This is a genomic window from Tateyamaria sp., from assembly GCF_039940735.1.
Classification (GTDB): Bacteria; Pseudomonadota; Alphaproteobacteria; order Rhodobacterales; family Rhodobacteraceae; genus Tateyamaria.
This window is the reverse complement of the sequence record NZ_JBDVGB010000036.1, coordinates 137,378-155,719: the sequence shown is the minus strand read 5'-3', so window position 1 is coordinate 155,719 and position 18,342 is coordinate 137,378. Positions and strand designations below refer to the sequence as shown.

Sequence of the window (18,342 nt, the reverse complement as noted above, 5' to 3'; positions counted from 1 at the left end):
GCAACCCTGCGTGCCCATCCCAAGGACTGATTGATGATGAAACACCTGCTTAATTTGCCCGCTTTGGGTCTTGTTGCTGCAATGGCCTTGCCGGCAGCTGCGCAAGACGCTGGAACCGTCGTGGCCACCGTCAATGGAACGGAAATCACAATCGGACACATGATCATTGCGCGCGCGACTTTGCCTGCGCAATTTCAAGAACTACCACCCGAAGTCCTGTTCAACGGTATCTTGGAACAGCTGGTACAGCAGACCCTTCTGGCCCAATCTTACACGGATGAGCTGCCAAACCGCGTAGCCCTATCGCTTGAAAACGAAACGCGATCCCTGACCGCAGGCGAAGCGCTGGAACTGGTATTGCAAACCGCTATCACGCCCGAAGCAATCCAAACTGCCTACGAAACCCGCTTTGCTGATGCAGAGGCCACAGAAGAATACAACGCCTCGCATATTTTGGTGGAAACCGAAGAAACCGCGCTGGCCATTCAGGCAGATATCGAAGCAGGCGCAGATTTTGCCGCTACTGCGCGGGAAAAATCCACAGGTCCGTCTGGCCCGAATGGTGGTCAATTAGGTTGGTTCGGCACCGGGGCGATGGTTCCCAGCTTTGAAGCGGCTGTTATTACACTTGAGGTTGGTGAAGTTTCTGCCCCTGTGCAAACCCAATTCGGATGGCATGTCATCAGGTTGAACGAAACTCGCGTTCAGGATCGCCCTGCGCTTGATGATGTCCGCCAAGAAATCGAAGACGAAGTCCGCGCCGCCGCTGTTGAAGCACACATCGCCGAACTAGAATCTGGCGCTTCGGTTGATCAATCAGCAGCCGCTGGTATCGATCCGGCAATTCTTAACGATCTGACTTTGGTGGAATAAAACATGGCTGAAGGTGCCAACGTCTCGCCGCTGGCTCCGGCCAAGTTTCCCGACTTGCCGATCATCGACGGCGTAACGTTTTCAGCAGTCGCAGCAGGCGTGAAATATACCGGGCGCGATGATGTCATGTTGGCGCAATGTGTGCCAGGTACAGCGATTGCGGGGACGTTTACGCGCTCCGCAACGCGCTCCGCCCCTGTTCTTGACTGCCAAGCAAAGCTTGGCGGATCGACCAAGGATGGGGCTGCGATCCTTGTGAACTCGGGAAACTCGAACGCATTCACAGGGCGAAACGGCCAAGCGGCAGTTGATGGAATCGTGCAAGCCGTTTCTAGCGCTACCGGCACTCCGGCGTCACGTGTCTTCACCGCGTCGACCGGTGTGATTGGCGAACCGCTTCCGTTTGAACGCATCACCACCAAGTTGGGTGAACTAAATACATCGCTTTCAGCGGACAAAATCGCTGACGCTGCGCGTGCTATCATGACAACAGACACCTATCCAAAAGGGGCGTCCGCCACGTGCGAAGTCGCAGGTAAAACTGTTAAGATCGCAGGTATCGCCAAGGGCAGCGGCATGATCGCGCCAGATATGGCGACGATGTTGGTCTATATTTTTACTGACGCAAAAGTGGATCAAGACGCGCTGCAAGCTATGTCGGCCACGGCTTGCGATTCCACGTTCAACTGCATCACCGTGGACAGCGACACGTCGACATCCGACAGCCTTTTGGTTGCCGCGACAGGCGCAAGTGGGGTGGATGCGACCGGAAACAAAGCCTTCGAGGTTGCCTTGAATGAAGTCATGCTGGACCTTGCGCACCAAGTTGTCCGGGACGGCGAAGGCGCCACCAAGTTCGTTGAGATCAACGTGACCGGCGCCGTGGATGATGTCAGCGCCAAAATCCATGGGCTGTCCATCGCGAATTCTCCTTTGGTGAAAACCGCTATTGCTGGCGAGGATCCAAATTGGGGTCGCGTCGTTATGGCCGTCGGAAAATCAGGTGCTCCTGCGGATCGTGACACCCTTTCGATCTGGTTTGGCGACACTCTGGTCGCGGAAAACGGCTGGGTCAGCCAAAATTACCAAGAAGAAGATGCTGCAGAGCACATGAAATCTGATCACATCTGCATACGCGTTGATTGCGGGATGGGCACTGGGTCATCCACGGTTTGGACCTGCGATCTGACCCATGGTTATATCGAAATAAATGCAGATTACCGGTCGTGAAGGTTGTCCTTGTCTCTGCCGTCGCTTTGATTGACGTGGATGGGCGGGTGCTGTTGGCACAGCGCCCGGAGGGGAAATCCATGGCAGGTCTATGGGAATTTCCGGGTGGTAAGGTGGAAGTTGGGGAAACCCCAGAAGCTGCTTTGATCCGTGAACTTCAAGAAGAGCTTGGGATCGATACCTGGCAGTCCTGCCTCGCACCCCTGACGTTTGCGAGCCATAGTTATGAATCGTTCCACTTATTGATGCCTCTGTTTGCCTGCCGCAAATGGGAAGGAACGCCACAACCAAACGAAGGCCAAGCCTTAAAATGGGTCCGCCCACAGGACCTGAAGACCTACCCAATGCCTGCCGCAGACGTTCCGCTTATTCCGATTTTAAGGGACTGGCTTTGACCAATTAGGTCAGTCCGTTCAACTTCTGCACAATGTTTGGTGTCCCACACAACATTGTTGATGACTTATTAACTAATCTTTGTACATTTATAGAGCATCGTATTTTCTGGGGAGGAAAAATCATGCTGAAAACGATCGCCATGGGCAGCGCAATTCTTGTGCAAGGCATATATGTGAAAACGCTTCCGGACGGACGTATGACTGTTCATGTTGATGGCGCCCATTACTCTGGGATGCCTATTTCCCAAGCCGCTTGAAACGACTGTGAGACCAATTAAAAAAGGGGACAGTTCACACTGTCCCCTTTTTTAATTTTTAATGGTCTATGCTTTAGTCAAGCGAACGCGCAATTTCTTCACGTTCAAAGATCTCGATCACATCCTTGGCACGGATGTCTTCGTAGTTCTCGAATGCCATCCCACATTCCTGACCCGAAGGCACATCAGCAACTTCATCTTTGAAGCGTTTGAGTGTTTTCAACGTACCCTCGTGGATCACGACGTTATCGCGCAGCAGACGCACACCAGCAGAACGACGCGCTGTACCTTCAGTCACCAGACAACCAGCGACCTTACCGACGTTGGACACCTTAAAGACCTCTTTGATCTCAGCATAACCGATGAAGGTTTCGCGGATTTCGTTGCTAAGCAGACCAGAAGCGGCCGCTTTAACGTCGTCCACAAGATCGTAGATCACCGAATAGTAACGGATTTCGACGCCCTTTTGGTTGGCCGTGTTCCGAGCGGATGCGTTGGCACGAACATTGAAGCCCATGATTGGCGCATTTGACGCCTCAGCCAGACCCACATCAGTTTCGGTGATGGCACCAACACCCGAATGCAACACGCGTACACGCACCTCATCGTTGCCGATTTTCTCCATCGCTTGAACGATTGCCTCGGCAGAACCCTGCACATCGGCTTTGACCAGGATTGGCAATTCGCTGACGTCTTCGTCAGCTTTGGCATTCGCCATCAGCTGTTCCAAAGTCGTTGCCGCACCGGCCGCTGCACGTTTGTCTTTGGCTGCGTTGGCACGATATTCCGCGATTTCACGCGCCTGTGCTTCGGTTTCCGTCACGTTCAATACGTCACCTGCACCGGGTGTGCCGTTCAAGCCAAGCACTTCGACGGGCACAGATGGCCCAGCTTCTTTAACCCGTTCGCCCTTGTCATTGATAAGCGCGCGGACCTTACCGTACTGCTCTCCGACGACGAAGATGTCGCCCTGACGCAAAGTACCATTCTGGATCAGAACCGTTGCCACAGGGCCTCGGCCGACATCAAGCTGCGCCTCGATCACGGCACCTTGGGCGGCGCGATTTGGGTTGGCTTTCAGTTCCAAGAGTTCGGACTGCAAAGCAATCGCTTCGATCAGTTCGTCCAAACCTTGGCCAGTGGCCGCAGACACTTCAACATCCTGCACTTCACCAGACATCTTTTCGACGACGACTTCGTGTTGCAGCAGGTCTGTGCGGACCTTAGTTGGGTTCGCTTCGTGTTTGTCGATCTTGTTGATCGCCACGATCATCGGCACATTCGCCGCTTTCGCGTGGGCAATCGCCTCGACGGTTTGGGGCATAACGGCATCGTCCGCAGCAACCACCAACACAACAATGTCCGTCACCTGAGCACCGCGTGACCGCATCGACGTAAACGCCGCGTGGCCCGGTGTATCAAGGAAACATAGAACAGACCCGTTCGACGCTTTGACCTGATAGGCCCCGATGTGCTGCGTGATACCGCCAGCTTCGCCAGAGACAACTTTGGCCTTGCGGATCGCATCCAAAAGCGAGGTTTTCCCGTGGTCGACGTGACCCATGATTGTAACAACCGGAGGGCGCGTCAAAAGATCACCTTCGTCGTCAACGATCTCTTTAATCACGTCTTCGACGTCAGCATCTGACACACGTTGAACAGTGTGGCCAAATTCCTGGATAATCAGTTCGGCAGTGTCCGCATCAATGGTTTCGTTCTGCGTGACCATAAGGCCCATCTGCATCAACGATTTTACCACGTCACCGACGCGTTCCGTCATCCGGTTCGCCAGTTCAGACACAACAATTGCTTCGGGTAGGGCCACCGTGCGCATGACCTTTTCACGTTCGACCGACCCACCCATCGCTTTTTGACGGGCACGTTCTTGCTTGCGTTTCATGGCGGCCATGGACCGCTGACGGCCACCTTCGCCCCCAGTCAATGCTTGGTTCAATGTCAGCTTGCCAGAGCGACGGTTGTCATCACCCTTACCAGGACGCGCGTTGCGTTGATCACGATCGCGGTCTTGCTTGCGAGGAGCAACAGCCGATGGCGCTTGACGCTGCGCAGGTTTGGCAGGTTCATCACCTGAAGGGGCAGGTGCAGCAGCAGCCTGAGCAGCGGCAGCCGCTTCGGCCACTTTACGTGCCTCTTCTTCTTCCTTCGCGCGCAGATTTTCGAGGCGCTCTTTTTCTTCGCGCTCCTTGGCTTCCATCTCGGCCCGGCGGCGCTCGCGCTCCGCTTCGCGTGCTTTTTCAGCCGCTTCACGCGCAGCGGCCTCTTCGACCTCGCGCGATTTGGCAGCTTGCACAGCCTTTAGGCGGCGATCCATTTCCGCATCGGTAATGCCGGCGGGGCGACGGCTTGGGTCACCCACAGATGGGCCGCTAGAGGCCGCAGGTTTTGCAGCACCCGGTTTGGGTACGACGACCCGCTTGCGCTTGGTCTCGACGACGACATTCTTGGTGCGTCCATGGCTGAAACTTTGTTTCACATTGCCCGGACGCGCGCCGCTGCGCAGACCCAGTGTCTTTTTCCCGTCAGTATCGCTCAAAGCTCGTCAATCCTTCCCAGCGGCCGATGCCACTGTATTTTCACGCACACCGCGTAAACGGTTGGCTTCCTCTACAACACGTTGCGTGAGTCCACCAGAGGCCAGCGCCCCATGAATTACAGTTTGGCGACCAAACGCCAATCCCAGTTCATCAGATGTAAGCCATCCGATATACGATCCAAAGTGCGGCGTGCTTAGCTTGGTCTTGCCTCGACCAGACACATCAACCGCTTGAATCAAAACCTGTGCTTCTTCCATTTGAAGCCAGCCTTTGACTTTTTCATACCCCGCCACGGCCCGGCCTGACTTGCGCGATAGCGCAATCAAGTCAACGACCCGACGGGCCAATTGCCGCTCCACCTCGTCCGTCAGGTTCTCGGGCACTTGCACGGACATTTTTGCGCCCCGTGCAAACAGTTTTTTGGCAACGGCCGTGTCCAACGCGACTCGGTCCGCCGCGACATATATACCACGACCTGGCAGCTTGCCCGCAATATCCGGTACAATCTGCGTTTCAGGACCAACCACAAAACGGATCAACCCATACTTAGGCTGCACCTCGCCCGTGGCAATGCACTTGCGTTCTGGACCGTCGGATCGATCTTTGGAGGCGCCACCGCGACTCATTTGCTTGCCCCGAGGCCTGAGATCAGGCCTCGGTCTCCTCGGTCAGGTCGCCGTCTTCTGTTTCTTCTGCGTCTGCTTCCAATTCCGCAGGATCAACCCAACCTAACAAGATCCGCGCTGTCATCACCAAGTGCTGCGCTTCTTCCAATGACACTTCGAAGGGTTCAAGAACACCGTCGTCCTTGTGACGTTCACCATCGACGGTCGTCCAACCACCGGCCAATTCCCAATCAGCACAGGTCGCGAAATCTTCGAGTGTTTTTACGTCGTCCTTGGCCAATGCCTCAATCATTTGGGGTGTCAGACCGTCAAATTCAATAAGGCTGTCTTCTGCACCCAAGGCGCGCGCGCTTTCCAACGCAGCTTTAGACGCCGCCTCGAGTACGTCGCGGGCACGGGCCTGCAATTCCGAAGCTGTATCTGAATCGACGCCGTCGATGACAAGCAGTTCGTCCTGCTCGACATAAGCGACTTCTTCTAGGTTGGTAAAGCCTTCGGACACCAGCAACTGGGCAAAGAATTCGTCCAGATCAAGGTTATCCATGAACAACTTGGTACGCAGTTCAAACTCTGCCTGACGACGGGCCGATTCGTCGGCCTCTGTCATGATGTCGATATCCAAACCGGTAAGTTGGCTGGCCAACCGCACGTTCTGACCACGACGGCCGATGGCGAGGGACAGCTGTTCTTCTGGCACAACAACTTCGATTTTGCCGGCTTCTTCGTCCAGAACAACCTTTGAAACCTCGGCAGGCTGCAAAGCGTTCACAAGGAACGTTGGCTGATCTTCATTCCAAGGGATGATGTCGATCTTTTCACCCTGCAATTCGTTCACAACGGCCTGCACACGGCTGCCGCGCATACCAACACAAGCGCCAACTGGATCGATGGAGCCGTCATAGGAAATCACAGCGATTTTCGCGCGCGAACCGGGGTCACGGGCCACGGCTTTGATTTCAATGATACCGTCATAGATTTCGGGCACTTCCATCTTGAAAAGCTCGGCCATGAATTCGGGCGCGGTGCGGCTTAGGAAAATCTGCGGGCCACGCTGTTCGCGACGCACGTCTTTGATGTAGCAGCGGATGCGGTCGTTAGGACGATACGCTTCGCGGCCAATTTTTTCGTTGCGGCGCAAGATCGCTTCGCCTGCACCCACATCGACAATCACGTTGCCGTATTCCTCGCGCTTGACCAGCGCGTTGATGATTGTGCCTGCGCGGTCTTTGAATTCTTCGAATTGGCGATCACGTTCTGCTTCGCGCACTTTTTGCAGGATGACCTGCTTGGCGGATTGAGCAGCAATGCGACCCATTTCAACGGGTGGCACTTCTTCGACAAATTCCTGACCGACTTCGGGATCAGCCATGTATTGCTTGGCTTGCTCGACCGTGAACTCAGACTGATAGTTTTCTAGCAATTCTTCTTCGACCACGGTGCGTACGCGGGTAAACGTGGCACGGCCCGTCTTGCGATCAATGGCCACGCGAATGTCCATTTCAGCGCCGTACCGCGACTTGGCCGCACGGGCGAGGGATTCTTCCATCGCTTCAATAACCAGCCCTGGGTCGATCATCTTTTCGCGGGCGACAGCCTCGGCGGTTTGCAACAGCTCAAGCTGGTTTGCGGATGTAATAGCCATCAGGTGTTCTCCTCGGACTCTTCGGTCTGTATTTCATCGAAATCAGTTTCTTTCAGCACGCCCGCTGCTTTACGTTGGCGCAGCATTTCTTTGATCAGCTCGTCGGTCAACACAAGCTTGGCCTCGACCAACCAATCGAACTTAAGGCCAATTGTGCCTTCCGCGACGTTGATCAACACTTCGTCGCCGTCGATGCCAGCCAGCGTACCCTTAAAGCGGCGACGGCCGTCGATCAGTTCGTCAGTTTCTAGCTTGGCCTCATAGCCTTCGAACATGTCAAAATCTTTGAGTCGAGTCAGTGGGCGGTCGATGCCGGGGCTCGACACTTCCAACATATAGGCGTCCAAAATCGGGTCTTCGACATCAAGCGTCGCGCTGACGGCTGTCGAAATCTTGGCGCAATCATCCACCAAAATCCCGCCTTCGGGCAGATCGGCCATGATTTGCAAAGTCGATTCGTCCTTGCCGCTCATGAGGCGCAAACGCACCAATTCATAGCCAAGATCCTCGATCACCGGCGTGATGATTTCGGCCAGGCGACGGTCGATGGCGGCTTTGGCGATCAGATCGTTTGACATGAATCCTACATTTATTTTGGGCACAAAAAAACGGGCGCGCGGCCCGTTGATCGTTCTCGGTGGAGCGGTAGGTTTGGACCCCAGCGCGCCGCTGTTGAGGTGCATATACGGAAGGTTTTCCGAGTCTGCAAGGGCCGTCAGCCCATCCACCACCGTTCCGCCATGCGCAAGTTATCAAGCGGCCATGTTTTACCGATTGTGTGCGGCACAGAAACCGTTGTTGTGGCGATATGAGTTGTGCCAGCGTCGCCCGGAAGCGTCTGAAAATCGCGCGGGTCGGCGTAAGGATCAAGCACGCTAATATCGGCCACATCTACCAATCCATCACGCAGCGCCTCTGAGCGTATTGCATCCGCACTGAATTGCACGAATTCAACACTATCAAACCATCCGGCGTTTTCTTTCCAATGATCCTGCACACGGCTGGAAATAAAGTGACGGCCTTCCACTAATTTTTGCACCTGATACAGACCACTGCCGACCCCCGTCGCCGACTGAATTTCATATCCGGGGTGCGCCAAAAGATAGGGAAGGTTTGGGTTTGGGGTGTCCAACACGATTTCAACCGTGTGTTCATCGACGATTTGCACATTCATCGGCAGGTCAAGCACGGCAGGCGCTGCAAAGGCGCTGCCATCATGGAACGTCACACCATCACGCAAGCTGAACCGCCATCGTTGCGCGGTTTCGTCCGATACCCAATCCGTCGCCAATTCACCACGCAATGTGCCATCAGCCGCGATTTCGGTCAGGTTTTCGTAAACGGTGGCCGCAACTGCCTGATCAAACAACGGGCCAGACAGGGCTGCTTTTAACCGTCCACCGCGTTTCGGGGCAGCAGACACACCAGTGGCTGCAAGCAGTGCCGCAGTGGCACCGGATGCAAAAAGCGCACGGCGGTCGATCCGGGTCATTTGCCAGCAATCCTATCCATTGTTCGCACCAGTTCAGCGGAAATACCCGGCTCTGACAAGGCATGGCCCGCATCGCGCACCATTTTCAATTCACCCCCAGGCCATGCTTGCGCCAGTGCATATGCACTTTCAGGGGGGCAAATCATATCATAGCGTCCCTGCACAATGGTGCCGGGAATGTGTTTGATTCGACCTGCATTCGCAATGATCTGACCATCAAATTCCAGAAAACCCGCATTGGTGAAATAGTGATTCTCAAGCCGGGCAAACGCGCGCGCATAGTCGCCCGGCGCTTCGCCCCCGGCGCCATTGGAATGAATCGAGGCCAACGCGTTTTCCCAAGAACTCCATGCGCGGGCAAAACGTGTTTCCAACGCCACATCGCCAGAAAACAACCGCCGATGATATGCGCCTATCAGATCACCACGTTCGTCTTCAGGCACGAGCGATTCGAATCGAGCCCAAACCTCGGGCCAGAATCGCCCAGCGCCACCGCCATAAAACCAATCCAGCTCGCGTTGCGTCATCAAGAACACGCCGCGCAACACAAGATTGCGCACACGTTCGGGGTGGGTTTCGGCATATATGAGCGCCAGCGTCGCACCCCAACTGCCGCCAAACACGATCCAAACGTCAATATTCAGGGTGCGGCGAATCGCCTCCATGTCGGCGACCAGATGCCATGTTGTGTTGTCCGTCACCGACGCATGGGGCCTAGACCGGCCACAACCGCGCTGATCAAACAAAATGATTCGGTATAGTTCTGGATCAAAATAACGCCGCATCGCGGGGCTGCAGCCGCCCCCCGGGCCACCGTGGCAAATCACCACGGGGATACCAGACGGGTTGCCACATTGCTCTATATAGACACGATGGCCTTGCCCTACGTCCAACATTCGCTGGTCGTAAGGATCAGATGGCGGATACAGATATTGTACCGCGCGCTTTTGGTCGCTGTGTTTGTCCATTACTGACCTACATTGAACGTCATACGCACATGAGCATACGGAGACAAAAATGCAAACGCATCAAACTACCGTTGACCCGGCTGAAATCGCAAAATTTGAAGCGATGGCCGCAGAATGGTGGGATCCGAACGGGAAATTCAAGCCACTGCACATGCTGAACCCATGTCGGCTGGATTATATCACGTCGCAAATCGCTGCGGAATTTGACCGCGACTTGACCAAAGCAAAGCCGTTTGAGGGTCTGCGAATTTTGGACATCGGGTGCGGCGGCGGCTTGCTGTCTGAACCGATGGCGCGCCTTGGTGCCGAAATTGTGGGCGCAGACGCGGCTGAACGAAATATTCCTGTCGCCCAAGTTCATGCAGAACAATCGGGGCTGACCATCGATTACCGCCACACCACAGCCGAAGATATGGCGGCAGCCGGAGAACGATTCGATGCCGTTCTGAATATGGAAGTTGTCGAACATGTCGCCGACCCCCTTAGTTATCTAACGGCGTGCCATGACTTGTTAAAACCGGGTGGTTTGCACATCTGTTCGACGCTGAATCGCAATCCAAAGTCCTTTATGATGGCCATAATCGGCGCCGAGCACATCATGCGTTGGCTGCCCAAAGGCACACATGAATGGTCGAAATTCATCACGCCGGACGAATTGTTCGCTTTGCTGCGCGACGCGGGTCTCGACCCGGTGGACAGGCAAGGGTTCGTTTTCAATCCACTGACATGGGGATGGAAGCTTTCAGATCGCGATCTAAGCGTGAACTACGTCACCGCCAGTCTAAAGCCGCGGGTCTAATCCACCTTACCTTTATCAGACATCCGCAAACGTAACTGACGCAAGATAGGAAGCGTTTCGCGAACGCGGTCTTCGCCCAGCGTGTCGATGACTTCGGAAATCATCGGAGCAATCGCGCTGAGTGCTTGGTCGCGGGCGCGCCGGCCTGCAGGGCTGATCGCGACCATTTTGCGGCGGGCATCGTCCCAATCGGGGCGAATGTGGACGTGGCCTGCCCACTCCAGTCGGCTAAGCGTGTTTGTCATTGCCCCGCGCGTCACATTGAACGTCTCAGCCAATTGTGCCGGGCTGCGTTCAGTGTCGTGCCAGACCAGATGATTCAGAACTGAGAAATGGGATATCTCCATGCCTTTGGGCAAAACACGACCCAGACGGTAACGGACCATCTGATCCGCCGCCAACACTTCGCTGAACAGCGAAATGGCCAGTGCATTCTTTTCAGTGCTCATGCGTCCCTAGGGGCCATCAAAGCGGCGTGCGTTTTCCCGCGAAGGGATACGTCGGCGCGCCTCAGCCACCTTATTCAATTCCAATTCGAATATATAAACGCCGGGCGATACCCCTGCGTCAAGGACCACCTTACCCCAAGGATCAATGGCGAGGCTATGACCATAAGTACGGCGCGCCTTATCAGACCGTCCCGGATGCGTACCCGTTTGCGCAGGCGCCAGCACCCACGCGCCTGCTTCGATCGCGCGGGCACGCAGCAGACTGTGCCAATGCGCTGCGCCTGTAACTGGGGAAAATGCGGACGGGTATGTTAGGATGAGCGCGCCAGCGTTGACCAACGCGTTCGACAGTTTGGGAAAGCGCATATCATAGCAGATCGCCATCCCGATGGGTGCAAAGTCAGTAGACGCAAGCACCGCCTGTGTGCCCGGACGGTACCCAGACGATTCGGCATACGTTTCAGTATCCGAGATCGCCACATCGAACATGTGGATCTTGTCATAGCGCGCCAAAATTCCACCATCAGGCCCGATCAAAAATGAACGGTTGGCAAAGCGCCCCTGTGGATCATCCGTTTTCAACGCAAGCGAACCGATCAGCAAATGAATGCCAAGTTCGTCCGCGATTGAGCGTAATCCAGAAAGCGTTTCGTCATCACCCTCGTGCGCCAAGACCTGCGTCTGATGTGCGCGGCTGGTGCTAACGCAATTGGTGACTTCGGGGGTCAGAACAAACTCCGCCCCCTGATCAACTGCCTGCCGCACCATCGCAGTGGTCCGCGGCAAGTTCTTTGCAGGATCGTCGCTGACATTAAGTTGCAGCAACGCGGTCTTCATTTAGGCCGCCAGCATTTTGTCCAGCTTGCCCGCGCGCTCAAGCTCATGAAGTTCGTCACAACCGCCCACATGTTTGTCCCCGATAAATATCTGCGGCACGGTGCGACCACCATTGGCACGTTTGATCATCTCAGCCTTGCGACCGGGTTGTGCCAATACGTTCACTTCGGAAAATTTCGCGCCCTTTGCTTTGAGCAGGCGCTTAGCGGCGTGACAAAAGCCACATAGAGGGGATGTATAGATTTCGATCGGTTTCATAGTTCTTGTCCTTTGACACAAGCGTCGTTCGGCAGGAACTTAGGTGTCTTTGGTCACTCGCGCCAGTACGGACACGCACACTTGATGTGCACCGGCCGCGGCGCATGCATGTGTACATGCAGCAAGCGTTGCCCCCGTGGTCATCACATCATCCACCAGCAAAACAGAACGGCCAAGAATACGATGCTTGCGCCGCGCATTTATACGGATGGCTCCGTCAAGCATTTCAGCCCGTTCTTGGCGTGTCTTTCCATCCAAGGAAAGGGTGCGTTTTGGGCGTTGCAACAAGTCTGCGCACCAATCGCATCCCGTCATATCTGACAACTGTTTAGCAATCAGTGCGGATTGGTTAAATCTTCGCTTGGCCATGCGCAGCCAGTGCAAAGGAACCGGGGCAATCAACGTCTTTTCCGTGATCAAAGGCTGAATCGCCATCCGCATCCACCCCGCGGCGGGCCGCGCTATTTCCTGCCGGTCGCCATGTTTCAGTTGCAAGATCAACTTGCGCCCCATCCCGCTATAGGTCAGCGCCGCGCGTCCATGCGCCCATGGTTTCGGATCGCGCATGCAATCGTCACAATGAATGAGGCCTTCGATCGCGGCCCCGGGCAGTGGCGTGCCGCAGCTGTCACATGACGCTCCGCCGATAAATTCAGTTTGACCCCAGCAGGAACCACACAGACCGAAATCGCTGTCCACCATCTCTCCGCACCCTAAGCAGCTTGGGGGGTAGATGGCCGCGAGTGTCGTCTGTAAAAGGCCCATAACGTTCCTATCCTTTGTGCCCAATGTCCCAGAATCCAACCTTAACTGATCTGCGCGCCCTGACACGCAACCGCGCCCGCGCGCAGGACGGTGCATTGTTCCTGCAAGAGCTTGCACGGGACGAGGTCGAGGATCGCCTCTCGATGGTTAACAAAATCTTTAAAGCTCCGGGAATCGTTGCGGCCTTTCCGAATATGTGGCGCGGGAACCTCAATAATGCCCGCGTGGTGGCCGAGGCCGAGGTGATTCCACTGGGTGTTGGCGAACACGATGTGGTGATCCACAGCCTTGGTTTGCATTGGTCAAATGATCCGGTGGGTCAACTAATTCAATGTAGACGTGCGTTGCGACCTGACGGCATGTTGCTAGCCGTTGCTTTGGGTGGCCAAACCTTGCACGAATTGCGCAGCGTGTTGGCAGAAGCTGAAATTTCCGTCTGCGGTGGCTTATCCCCACGCGTTGCACCAATGGGCGAAGTGCGCGATTTGGGTGCATTGCTGCAACGTGCTGGATTAACCTTGCCGGTCGCAGATACTGTCGCTTTGACGGCCCGATATCAATCTTTGTGGCACTTGATGCGCGATTTAAGGGCGATGGGCGAAGCAAACGCGCTTAGCGCTCGTTTACGTCATCCGACACAACGCGCAGTGCTGGACAAGGCGGCCGAGCTTTACGTACAAAATTTCTCTCATCCCGATGGCGGCATCTCTGCGACGTATGAATTGATCGTCCTGACAGGTTGGGCGCCAGACGACAGTCAGCCCAAACCTTTGCGTCCCGGATCTGCTCAGGCGCGGCTTGCCGATGCTTTGCGTACAGATGAAACGCCACTGTCAGATTGACCTGTCAGTAAAAGGCTTTATCTCAGGAACAAGTTATACAGGAAATCACACGACATGCTTGATACCAGCGCTTCTGCGACACGCCCGCAACACGCGGCTGACGACCACCCAGCTATTAAACCAGCGCGCGTCGGGATTCTGCTGGCGAACCTCGGCACTCCAGATAACTATGATTACTGGTCGATGCGACGCTATCTGAGCGAGTTTCTGTCAGACCGCCGTGTCATTGATTACAGCCCGTGGCTTTGGCAGCCGTTGTTGCAACTGGTCATCCTAACGAAACGTCCTTTTTCATCGGGTGCCGCCTATAAATCCATCTGGAATCACGAAGCTGATGAAAGCCCGCTGCTGACGATTACCAAAAACCAAACAGCCAAAATTAAGGCTGGTATGCAGGCGCGTTATGGCGATGACGTTATGGTCGATTTCTGCATGCGTTACGGCAACCCGTCGACCAAATCTAAGGTTCGCGAGATGATGGACGCAGGGTGCCAGAAGATCTTGTTCTTCCCGCTTTACCCCCAATACGCAGGCGCAACATCAGCCACAGCAAACGATGAGTTCTTTCGCGCATTAATGTTGGAGAAATGGCAGCCAACCACGCGAACGGTGGAACCGTATTACCAGAACCCAATGTACATCGAAGCGCTGGCCCAATCCATTGAGCGTGCCTATGCTGCGGTGGAAACGCGGCCAGATATTCTTGTTTGCAGCTATCACGGCGTGCCGATCCGCTACTTGATGGAGGGCGATCCGTACCACTGCCAATGTCAAAAAACGACACGCCTGTTGAAAGAACGCTTGGGCTGGGCGGACACGGAAATCAAAACAACCTTTCAGTCGAAATTCGGCCCCGAAGAATGGCTTCAGCCCTATACTGTGGAAGAGGTTGCGCGTTTGGCTGAGGCGGGCAAAAAGAACATCGCTGTCTGTGCGCCTGCATTTTCAGCAGACTGCATCGAGACCCTTGAAGAGATCAATGAAGAGATCAAAGAGAGTTTTGAGCATGCGGGCGGTGAGCAGTTTACCTACATCCCCTGCCTTAATGATGACGATGCTCATATCGATGCGCTAAACGCTGTGATCGAGGAAAATCTAAAAGGCTGGTTGGATTAAAGTCCGGCTGACGTTTCTGAAAACCGATTAGACAAAAAAAGGCGACACCAAGGTGCCGCCTTTTTCATTTTATTAACGGACGATTAGTCCGCAACAGCAGCTACAACAACGAGCAACAGCAGCAAGGGCAGAATGATACCACCCGAAGAGCTACGTGTTTCTTCGACGATGACAGGTGCTTCGATGATTGGGTCGGCAGGTGCGCCGGCAAAAGCAGTCGATGCAGCAGCGGTCAAAGCAGCGGCGAGAACGAGTTTTTTCATATTAACCTCCAGATTACGCACGCGGGCAAACAGCCACACGCGCCCAAGACTTACCTCGTAGTATCTACGTGTAAACAGGAACGACATGCGAATGCAAAGTGAGATTCCAACGCTTTCCCACCGATCCGCCAGAATGTCGTCAAATTAGCAACACTTGAGTGCCGACATTTGCCATTCCGTACAGCTCTTCGATGTGCTCGTTGTACAAACCGATGCAACCATTGGAAGATTTCCGACCAATCTTGCGCGTATCGTGCGTGCCATGGATTCGGTAATACGTCCAAGTCAGGTGCAAGGACCGAGTCCCCAGCGGGTTTTGTGGGCCGGGGCCGATATAGTCTGGCCACTCTGGGTTACGTTCTTTCATGGACGGCGTCGGGCGCCAGTCAGGCTTGGGGTCTTTCAGGATAATGCTTGTACGACCGCGGCGCGTTAGCTCATCGCTCAGCGGCACACTGGATGGGTACAGCTTGTAAATCGATTCGTTTTCATTCCAGTAATGAACCGCACGGCTGTCGATATCGACAAGGATGGCGCCTTTGTTCAGGTTATTGAAATAGGGACGCCAGTCGAGCGTACGGAAACTGGAAATGTTACGGCGCACGGCCAGTGTCGGATCACGTTCCGCTTGACCCGCAGGAAGTTCTTGAGCGATGGCGGGCGCACCCAAAAACGCAGCCGACCCGGCAAGGAATGCGCGGCGGCTGGGTGTATTCAACGGCTTTTTGGACATTATTATGACCTTTCCAACAATAATTACTGCCTCTTGCGCATAATATATGGCGCGAAAGTCGCAGTCGCAAATCAAACAGATGTCATCACGCAGGATCACGCCGATGTGCGTTTGTAATGCAACGCCCAAAGAGGTATCGACGAACCCAACGACAAACAAAGATGTGCAGGTATCATGCGTATATTATCTTTCCTTCTGGTTGCTCTTGTTACACTTGCCGCGTGTTCGGCACCGCAGGCTCCTTCGACTGGATCCGACGGGCGCCCGCTTCCAAAGCTGTACCGCATCCGCAATAATGATACTGCCAAGCTTCAATTCCGCATGCTAGATTCGGTCAATGCGTTGCGGTCTGCACAGGGCGCCGCTGCTGTTGAGCTCAACCCGCAATTAAACGCAGCCGCTGCAACGCACGCGAAAGACATGTCTTTGCAAAATCGCCCCTGGCACTTTGGGTCTGACGGATCTTCGCCCATCGATCGGTTGGCGCGTGTTGGTTACCAAGGTCGCCTCGTGGGAGAAAACATCTCAGAATCATTTGAAACTGAGCTAGAAACACTGGCTGCATGGATGGAACAACCTGACACACGGCGCACCATTCTGTCGCCCGATTCCGGTCAAATGGGTTTTGCATGGTTCCAAGAACCAAACGGCAAAATCTGGTGGACTATGGTTATGGGCAACCCCAACACGGCACCTTCGATTCCCGGGGCAAATCCATCGGCTAGCCGTCTTGTCCCCGAAATCGTCGATAACCCCGATGCAACTGCAGTCGATAACACGGCCGAAGACATCGTGGTCGTTACGACAACCCCAGCAGCCTAAAGTTACGCGTTGATTTGGATCGGTGTGCCGTTGCGCACCATCGCATAAACGGTTTCCATCTCGCGATCGGTGACCGCAACGCAACCCCAAGTCCAATCCTCGGTTCCTTTGAGTCGCTTGTTCACGGTGCGAAACAGGTTGGAATTGCCGTGAATAAAGATATCCCCACCCGGAGGCTTGCCCAGCGCAGCCGCTTCGGCACGATCACGTGCGTTGGGATATGAAATGCCCAATGACAGGTGAAACTTGCTGTCAGGGTTGCGTCGATCGATAAAATAGTTGCCTTCAGGTGTCCGGCCGTCACCCTCGAAAAACTTGTCGCCAATCGGTTCAAAGCCCAGATCGATCTCGTACTTTTTTAGCACCCGCTTGTTGTGAAACAGGAACATCTCGCGCTGTGCTTTGTTGACCACAATGTACGTCACTTCGGGACCGTTGTAGCTTTTGAATTTGCTCTGCGAGGAACAAGCGCCAAGGCCCAAGGCCGCTGCGCCACCAATTACCAAATTCCTACGTTTCATTTAAAACCTGCCCAGATCGATACTTAAACTACATATTTTGTAACGCGATTAGCACCTTTGCAACAAATCCGCATAGACTATTTCGAGATTCACCTGATCACCTACCCGTGATCGTTGTCTAAGGATCACGCTTATCAAGCTTTTCCTCGATTGCCTCAAGGCGCTGCATAACCAGATCACGGTAGTTATCTGTGGCCGCATTCGATTCCTCGGAATGCGCATCTTGCATCGAATTCACGATCAAGCCGACCAACAAGTTAACGACTGCAAATGTCGTCACCATAATAAAGGGCACAAAGAACGCCCAAGCATAGGGGAATTCCAACATCACCGGGCGCACGATCCCCATAGACCAAGATTCAAGGGTCATAATCTGGAAAAGGGAATACCCACTGCGTCCAAGGGTACCAAACCATTCAGGAAAGCTGGCCCCGAACAGTTTCGTTGCCATCACGGCCCCGATGTAAAAGATCATCGCCATCAAAACAAAAACGCTGCCCATACCGGGCAAGGCTGTCACAAAACCCTCGACCACGCGACGTAAAGACGGAGCGACCGAAATCACACGCAACACCCGAAGGATCCGCAAGGCACGCAACACCGACAGACCATCAGTGCCCGGCGCAAGCGCTATGCCGACGATGATAAAGTCAAAAATGTTCCAACCGCTGCGGAAAAACTTGAACCGGAAGGCATATAGTTTAGCCAGCAGCTCCAAGACAAAGATCATCAGGCAAATATTATCGATCGCAGAAATAAGCGGGCCGATGGCACCAACTGCTGTCTCTGATGTTTCTAGCCCTAGGGTGATCGCATTCAGGATAATGATACCTAAAATGAAATTACTAAAGCGCGGGCCTTCCAGAAACGCGCTTAAACGTGTGCGATCAATCATGCGT

The 18,342-nt window shown here is 54.5% G+C and carries 22 protein-coding genes; 8 read left to right on the top strand and 14 right to left on the bottom strand.

The genetic code is table 11. The annotated features are described in order from the left end of the window. Positions 1–33 precede the first annotated feature (33 nt). The 4 genes from ABJF76_RS07215 (at position 34) to ABJF76_RS07200 (ending at position 2,755) form a co-directional block, all read left to right on the top strand. Positions 34–873 (top strand): peptidylprolyl isomerase, encoded by an 840-nt coding sequence (locus ABJF76_RS07215; protein ID WP_413818921.1) that lies wholly within the window; start codon positions 34–36, stop codon positions 871–873. A gap of 3 nt (positions 874–876) precedes the next feature. Further along, positions 877–2,103 carry a bifunctional glutamate N-acetyltransferase/amino-acid acetyltransferase ArgJ gene (argJ, locus tag ABJF76_RS07210; RefSeq protein ID WP_413818922.1) on the top strand — a complete coding sequence of 409 codons (1,227 nt, stop codon included), beginning with the start codon at positions 877–879 and terminating at the stop codon, positions 2,101–2,103. Beyond that, positions 2,100–2,498: an 8-oxo-dGTP diphosphatase MutT gene (gene mutT, locus ABJF76_RS07205; RefSeq protein ID WP_413818923.1), complete on the top strand. Its 399-nt coding sequence runs from the start codon at positions 2,100–2,102 to the stop codon at positions 2,496–2,498. Before argJ ends, mutT begins: the two co-directional genes overlap by 4 nt. Positions 2,499–2,620: 122 nt before the next feature. Further along, entirely contained in the window at positions 2,621–2,755 is a 135-nt protein-coding gene (locus ABJF76_RS07200; RefSeq protein ID WP_413818924.1) for a hypothetical protein, read from the top strand. 73 nt (positions 2,756–2,828) lie between these two features. Here ABJF76_RS07200 and infB read toward each other — a convergent pair whose 3' ends face one another. The 6 genes from infB to pip form a co-directional block, all read right to left on the bottom strand. Continuing rightward, positions 2,829–5,309 carry a translation initiation factor IF-2 gene (gene infB, locus ABJF76_RS07195; protein ID WP_413818925.1) on the bottom strand — a complete coding sequence of 827 codons (2,481 nt, stop codon included), beginning with the start codon at positions 5,307–5,309 and terminating at the stop codon, positions 2,829–2,831. Positions 5,310–5,315: 6 nt separating this feature from the next. After that, positions 5,316–5,936: an RNA-binding protein gene (locus tag ABJF76_RS07190; RefSeq protein WP_413822545.1), complete on the bottom strand. Its 621-nt coding sequence runs from the start codon at positions 5,934–5,936 to the stop codon at positions 5,316–5,318. 22 nt (positions 5,937–5,958) lie between these two features. Beyond that, positions 5,959–7,578, bottom strand: coding sequence for a transcription termination factor NusA (gene nusA, locus ABJF76_RS07185; RefSeq protein ID WP_413818927.1), 1,620 nt, complete (start codon positions 7,576–7,578; stop codon positions 5,959–5,961). Continuing rightward, positions 7,578–8,156, bottom strand: coding sequence for a ribosome maturation factor RimP (gene rimP, locus ABJF76_RS07180; RefSeq protein ID WP_413818928.1), 579 nt, complete (start codon positions 8,154–8,156; stop codon positions 7,578–7,580). The genes nusA and rimP overlap by 1 nt, the downstream gene beginning before the upstream one ends. Before the next feature lie 137 nt (positions 8,157–8,293). After that, positions 8,294–9,070 carry an ABC transporter substrate-binding protein gene (locus ABJF76_RS07175; protein ID WP_413818929.1) on the bottom strand — a complete coding sequence of 259 codons (777 nt, stop codon included), beginning with the start codon at positions 9,068–9,070 and terminating at the stop codon, positions 8,294–8,296. Continuing rightward, positions 9,067–10,038: a prolyl aminopeptidase gene (pip, locus tag ABJF76_RS07170; protein ID WP_413818930.1), complete on the bottom strand. Its 972-nt coding sequence runs from the start codon at positions 10,036–10,038 to the stop codon at positions 9,067–9,069. The genes ABJF76_RS07175 and pip overlap by 4 nt, the downstream gene beginning before the upstream one ends. A 49-nt stretch (positions 10,039–10,087) precedes the next feature. On the opposite strand from pip, the gene ubiG reads away from it, so the two are divergent. Continuing rightward, entirely contained in the window at positions 10,088–10,837 is a 750-nt protein-coding gene (ubiG, locus tag ABJF76_RS07165; protein ID WP_413818931.1) for a bifunctional 2-polyprenyl-6-hydroxyphenol methylase/3-demethylubiquinol 3-O-methyltransferase UbiG, read from the top strand. Here the strand turns inward: ubiG and ABJF76_RS07160 are convergent. Genes ABJF76_RS07160 through ABJF76_RS07145 form a run of 4 tightly spaced genes read right to left on the bottom strand, consistent with a single transcriptional unit; the run spans position 10,834 to position 13,146 of the window. Further along, complete coding sequence (locus ABJF76_RS07160; RefSeq protein WP_413818932.1) at positions 10,834–11,286, bottom strand: MarR family winged helix-turn-helix transcriptional regulator; 453 nt, start codon at positions 11,284–11,286, stop codon at positions 10,834–10,836. The genes ubiG and ABJF76_RS07160 overlap by 4 nt on opposite strands. Positions 11,287–11,292: 6 nt before the next feature. Further along, a complete protein-coding gene (locus ABJF76_RS07155) occupies positions 11,293–12,123 on the bottom strand; it encodes a carbon-nitrogen hydrolase family protein (protein ID WP_413818933.1) in 831 nt (276 codons plus the stop codon). Continuing rightward, a complete protein-coding gene (gene grxC / locus ABJF76_RS07150) occupies positions 12,124–12,381 on the bottom strand; it encodes a glutaredoxin 3 (RefSeq protein WP_413818934.1) in 258 nt (85 codons plus the stop codon). A 39-nt stretch (positions 12,382–12,420) separates the two neighbouring features. Beyond that, on the bottom strand, positions 12,421–13,146 hold the full coding sequence (locus ABJF76_RS07145; protein WP_413818935.1) for a double zinc ribbon domain-containing protein: 726 nt from the start codon (positions 13,144–13,146) through the stop codon (positions 12,421–12,423). A 23-nt stretch (positions 13,147–13,169) separates the two neighbouring features. On the opposite strand from ABJF76_RS07145, the gene ABJF76_RS07140 reads away from it, so the two are divergent. Together ABJF76_RS07140 and hemH are read left to right on the top strand one after the other, a co-directional pair. After that, positions 13,170–13,988: a methyltransferase domain-containing protein gene (locus tag ABJF76_RS07140; RefSeq protein WP_413818936.1), complete on the top strand. Its 819-nt coding sequence runs from the start codon at positions 13,170–13,172 to the stop codon at positions 13,986–13,988. Between the two features lie 54 nt (positions 13,989–14,042). Beyond that, positions 14,043–15,104: a ferrochelatase gene (hemH, locus tag ABJF76_RS07135; RefSeq protein ID WP_413818937.1), complete on the top strand. Its 1,062-nt coding sequence runs from the start codon at positions 14,043–14,045 to the stop codon at positions 15,102–15,104. Between the two features lie 83 nt (positions 15,105–15,187). On the opposite strand, the gene ABJF76_RS07130 is transcribed toward hemH, so the two are convergent. Together ABJF76_RS07130 and ABJF76_RS07125 are read right to left on the bottom strand one after the other, a co-directional pair. Beyond that, entirely contained in the window at positions 15,188–15,367 is a 180-nt protein-coding gene (locus ABJF76_RS07130; RefSeq protein ID WP_413818938.1) for a hypothetical protein, read from the bottom strand. 139 nt (positions 15,368–15,506) lie between these two features. Next, the gene (locus ABJF76_RS07125; RefSeq protein WP_413818939.1) at positions 15,507–16,100 is read right to left on the bottom strand and encodes a L,D-transpeptidase; all 594 of its coding nucleotides are present in this window, start codon (positions 16,098–16,100) and stop codon (positions 15,507–15,509) included. A 174-nt stretch (positions 16,101–16,274) separates the two neighbouring features. Between ABJF76_RS07125 and ABJF76_RS07120 the strand changes: the two genes are divergently transcribed. Beyond that, complete coding sequence (locus ABJF76_RS07120) at positions 16,275–16,922, top strand: CAP domain-containing protein (protein WP_413818940.1); 648 nt, start codon at positions 16,275–16,277, stop codon at positions 16,920–16,922. Positions 16,923–16,924: 2 nt separating this feature from the next. Here ABJF76_RS07120 and ABJF76_RS07115 read toward each other — a convergent pair whose 3' ends face one another. Beyond that, a complete protein-coding gene (locus ABJF76_RS07115; protein WP_413818941.1) occupies positions 16,925–17,443 on the bottom strand; it encodes a L,D-transpeptidase family protein in 519 nt (172 codons plus the stop codon). A gap of 118 nt (positions 17,444–17,561) precedes the next feature. Continuing rightward, positions 17,562–18,338: an ion transporter gene (locus ABJF76_RS07110; protein ID WP_413818942.1), complete on the bottom strand. Its 777-nt coding sequence runs from the start codon at positions 18,336–18,338 to the stop codon at positions 17,562–17,564. Positions 18,339–18,342: the final 4 nt, after the last annotated feature.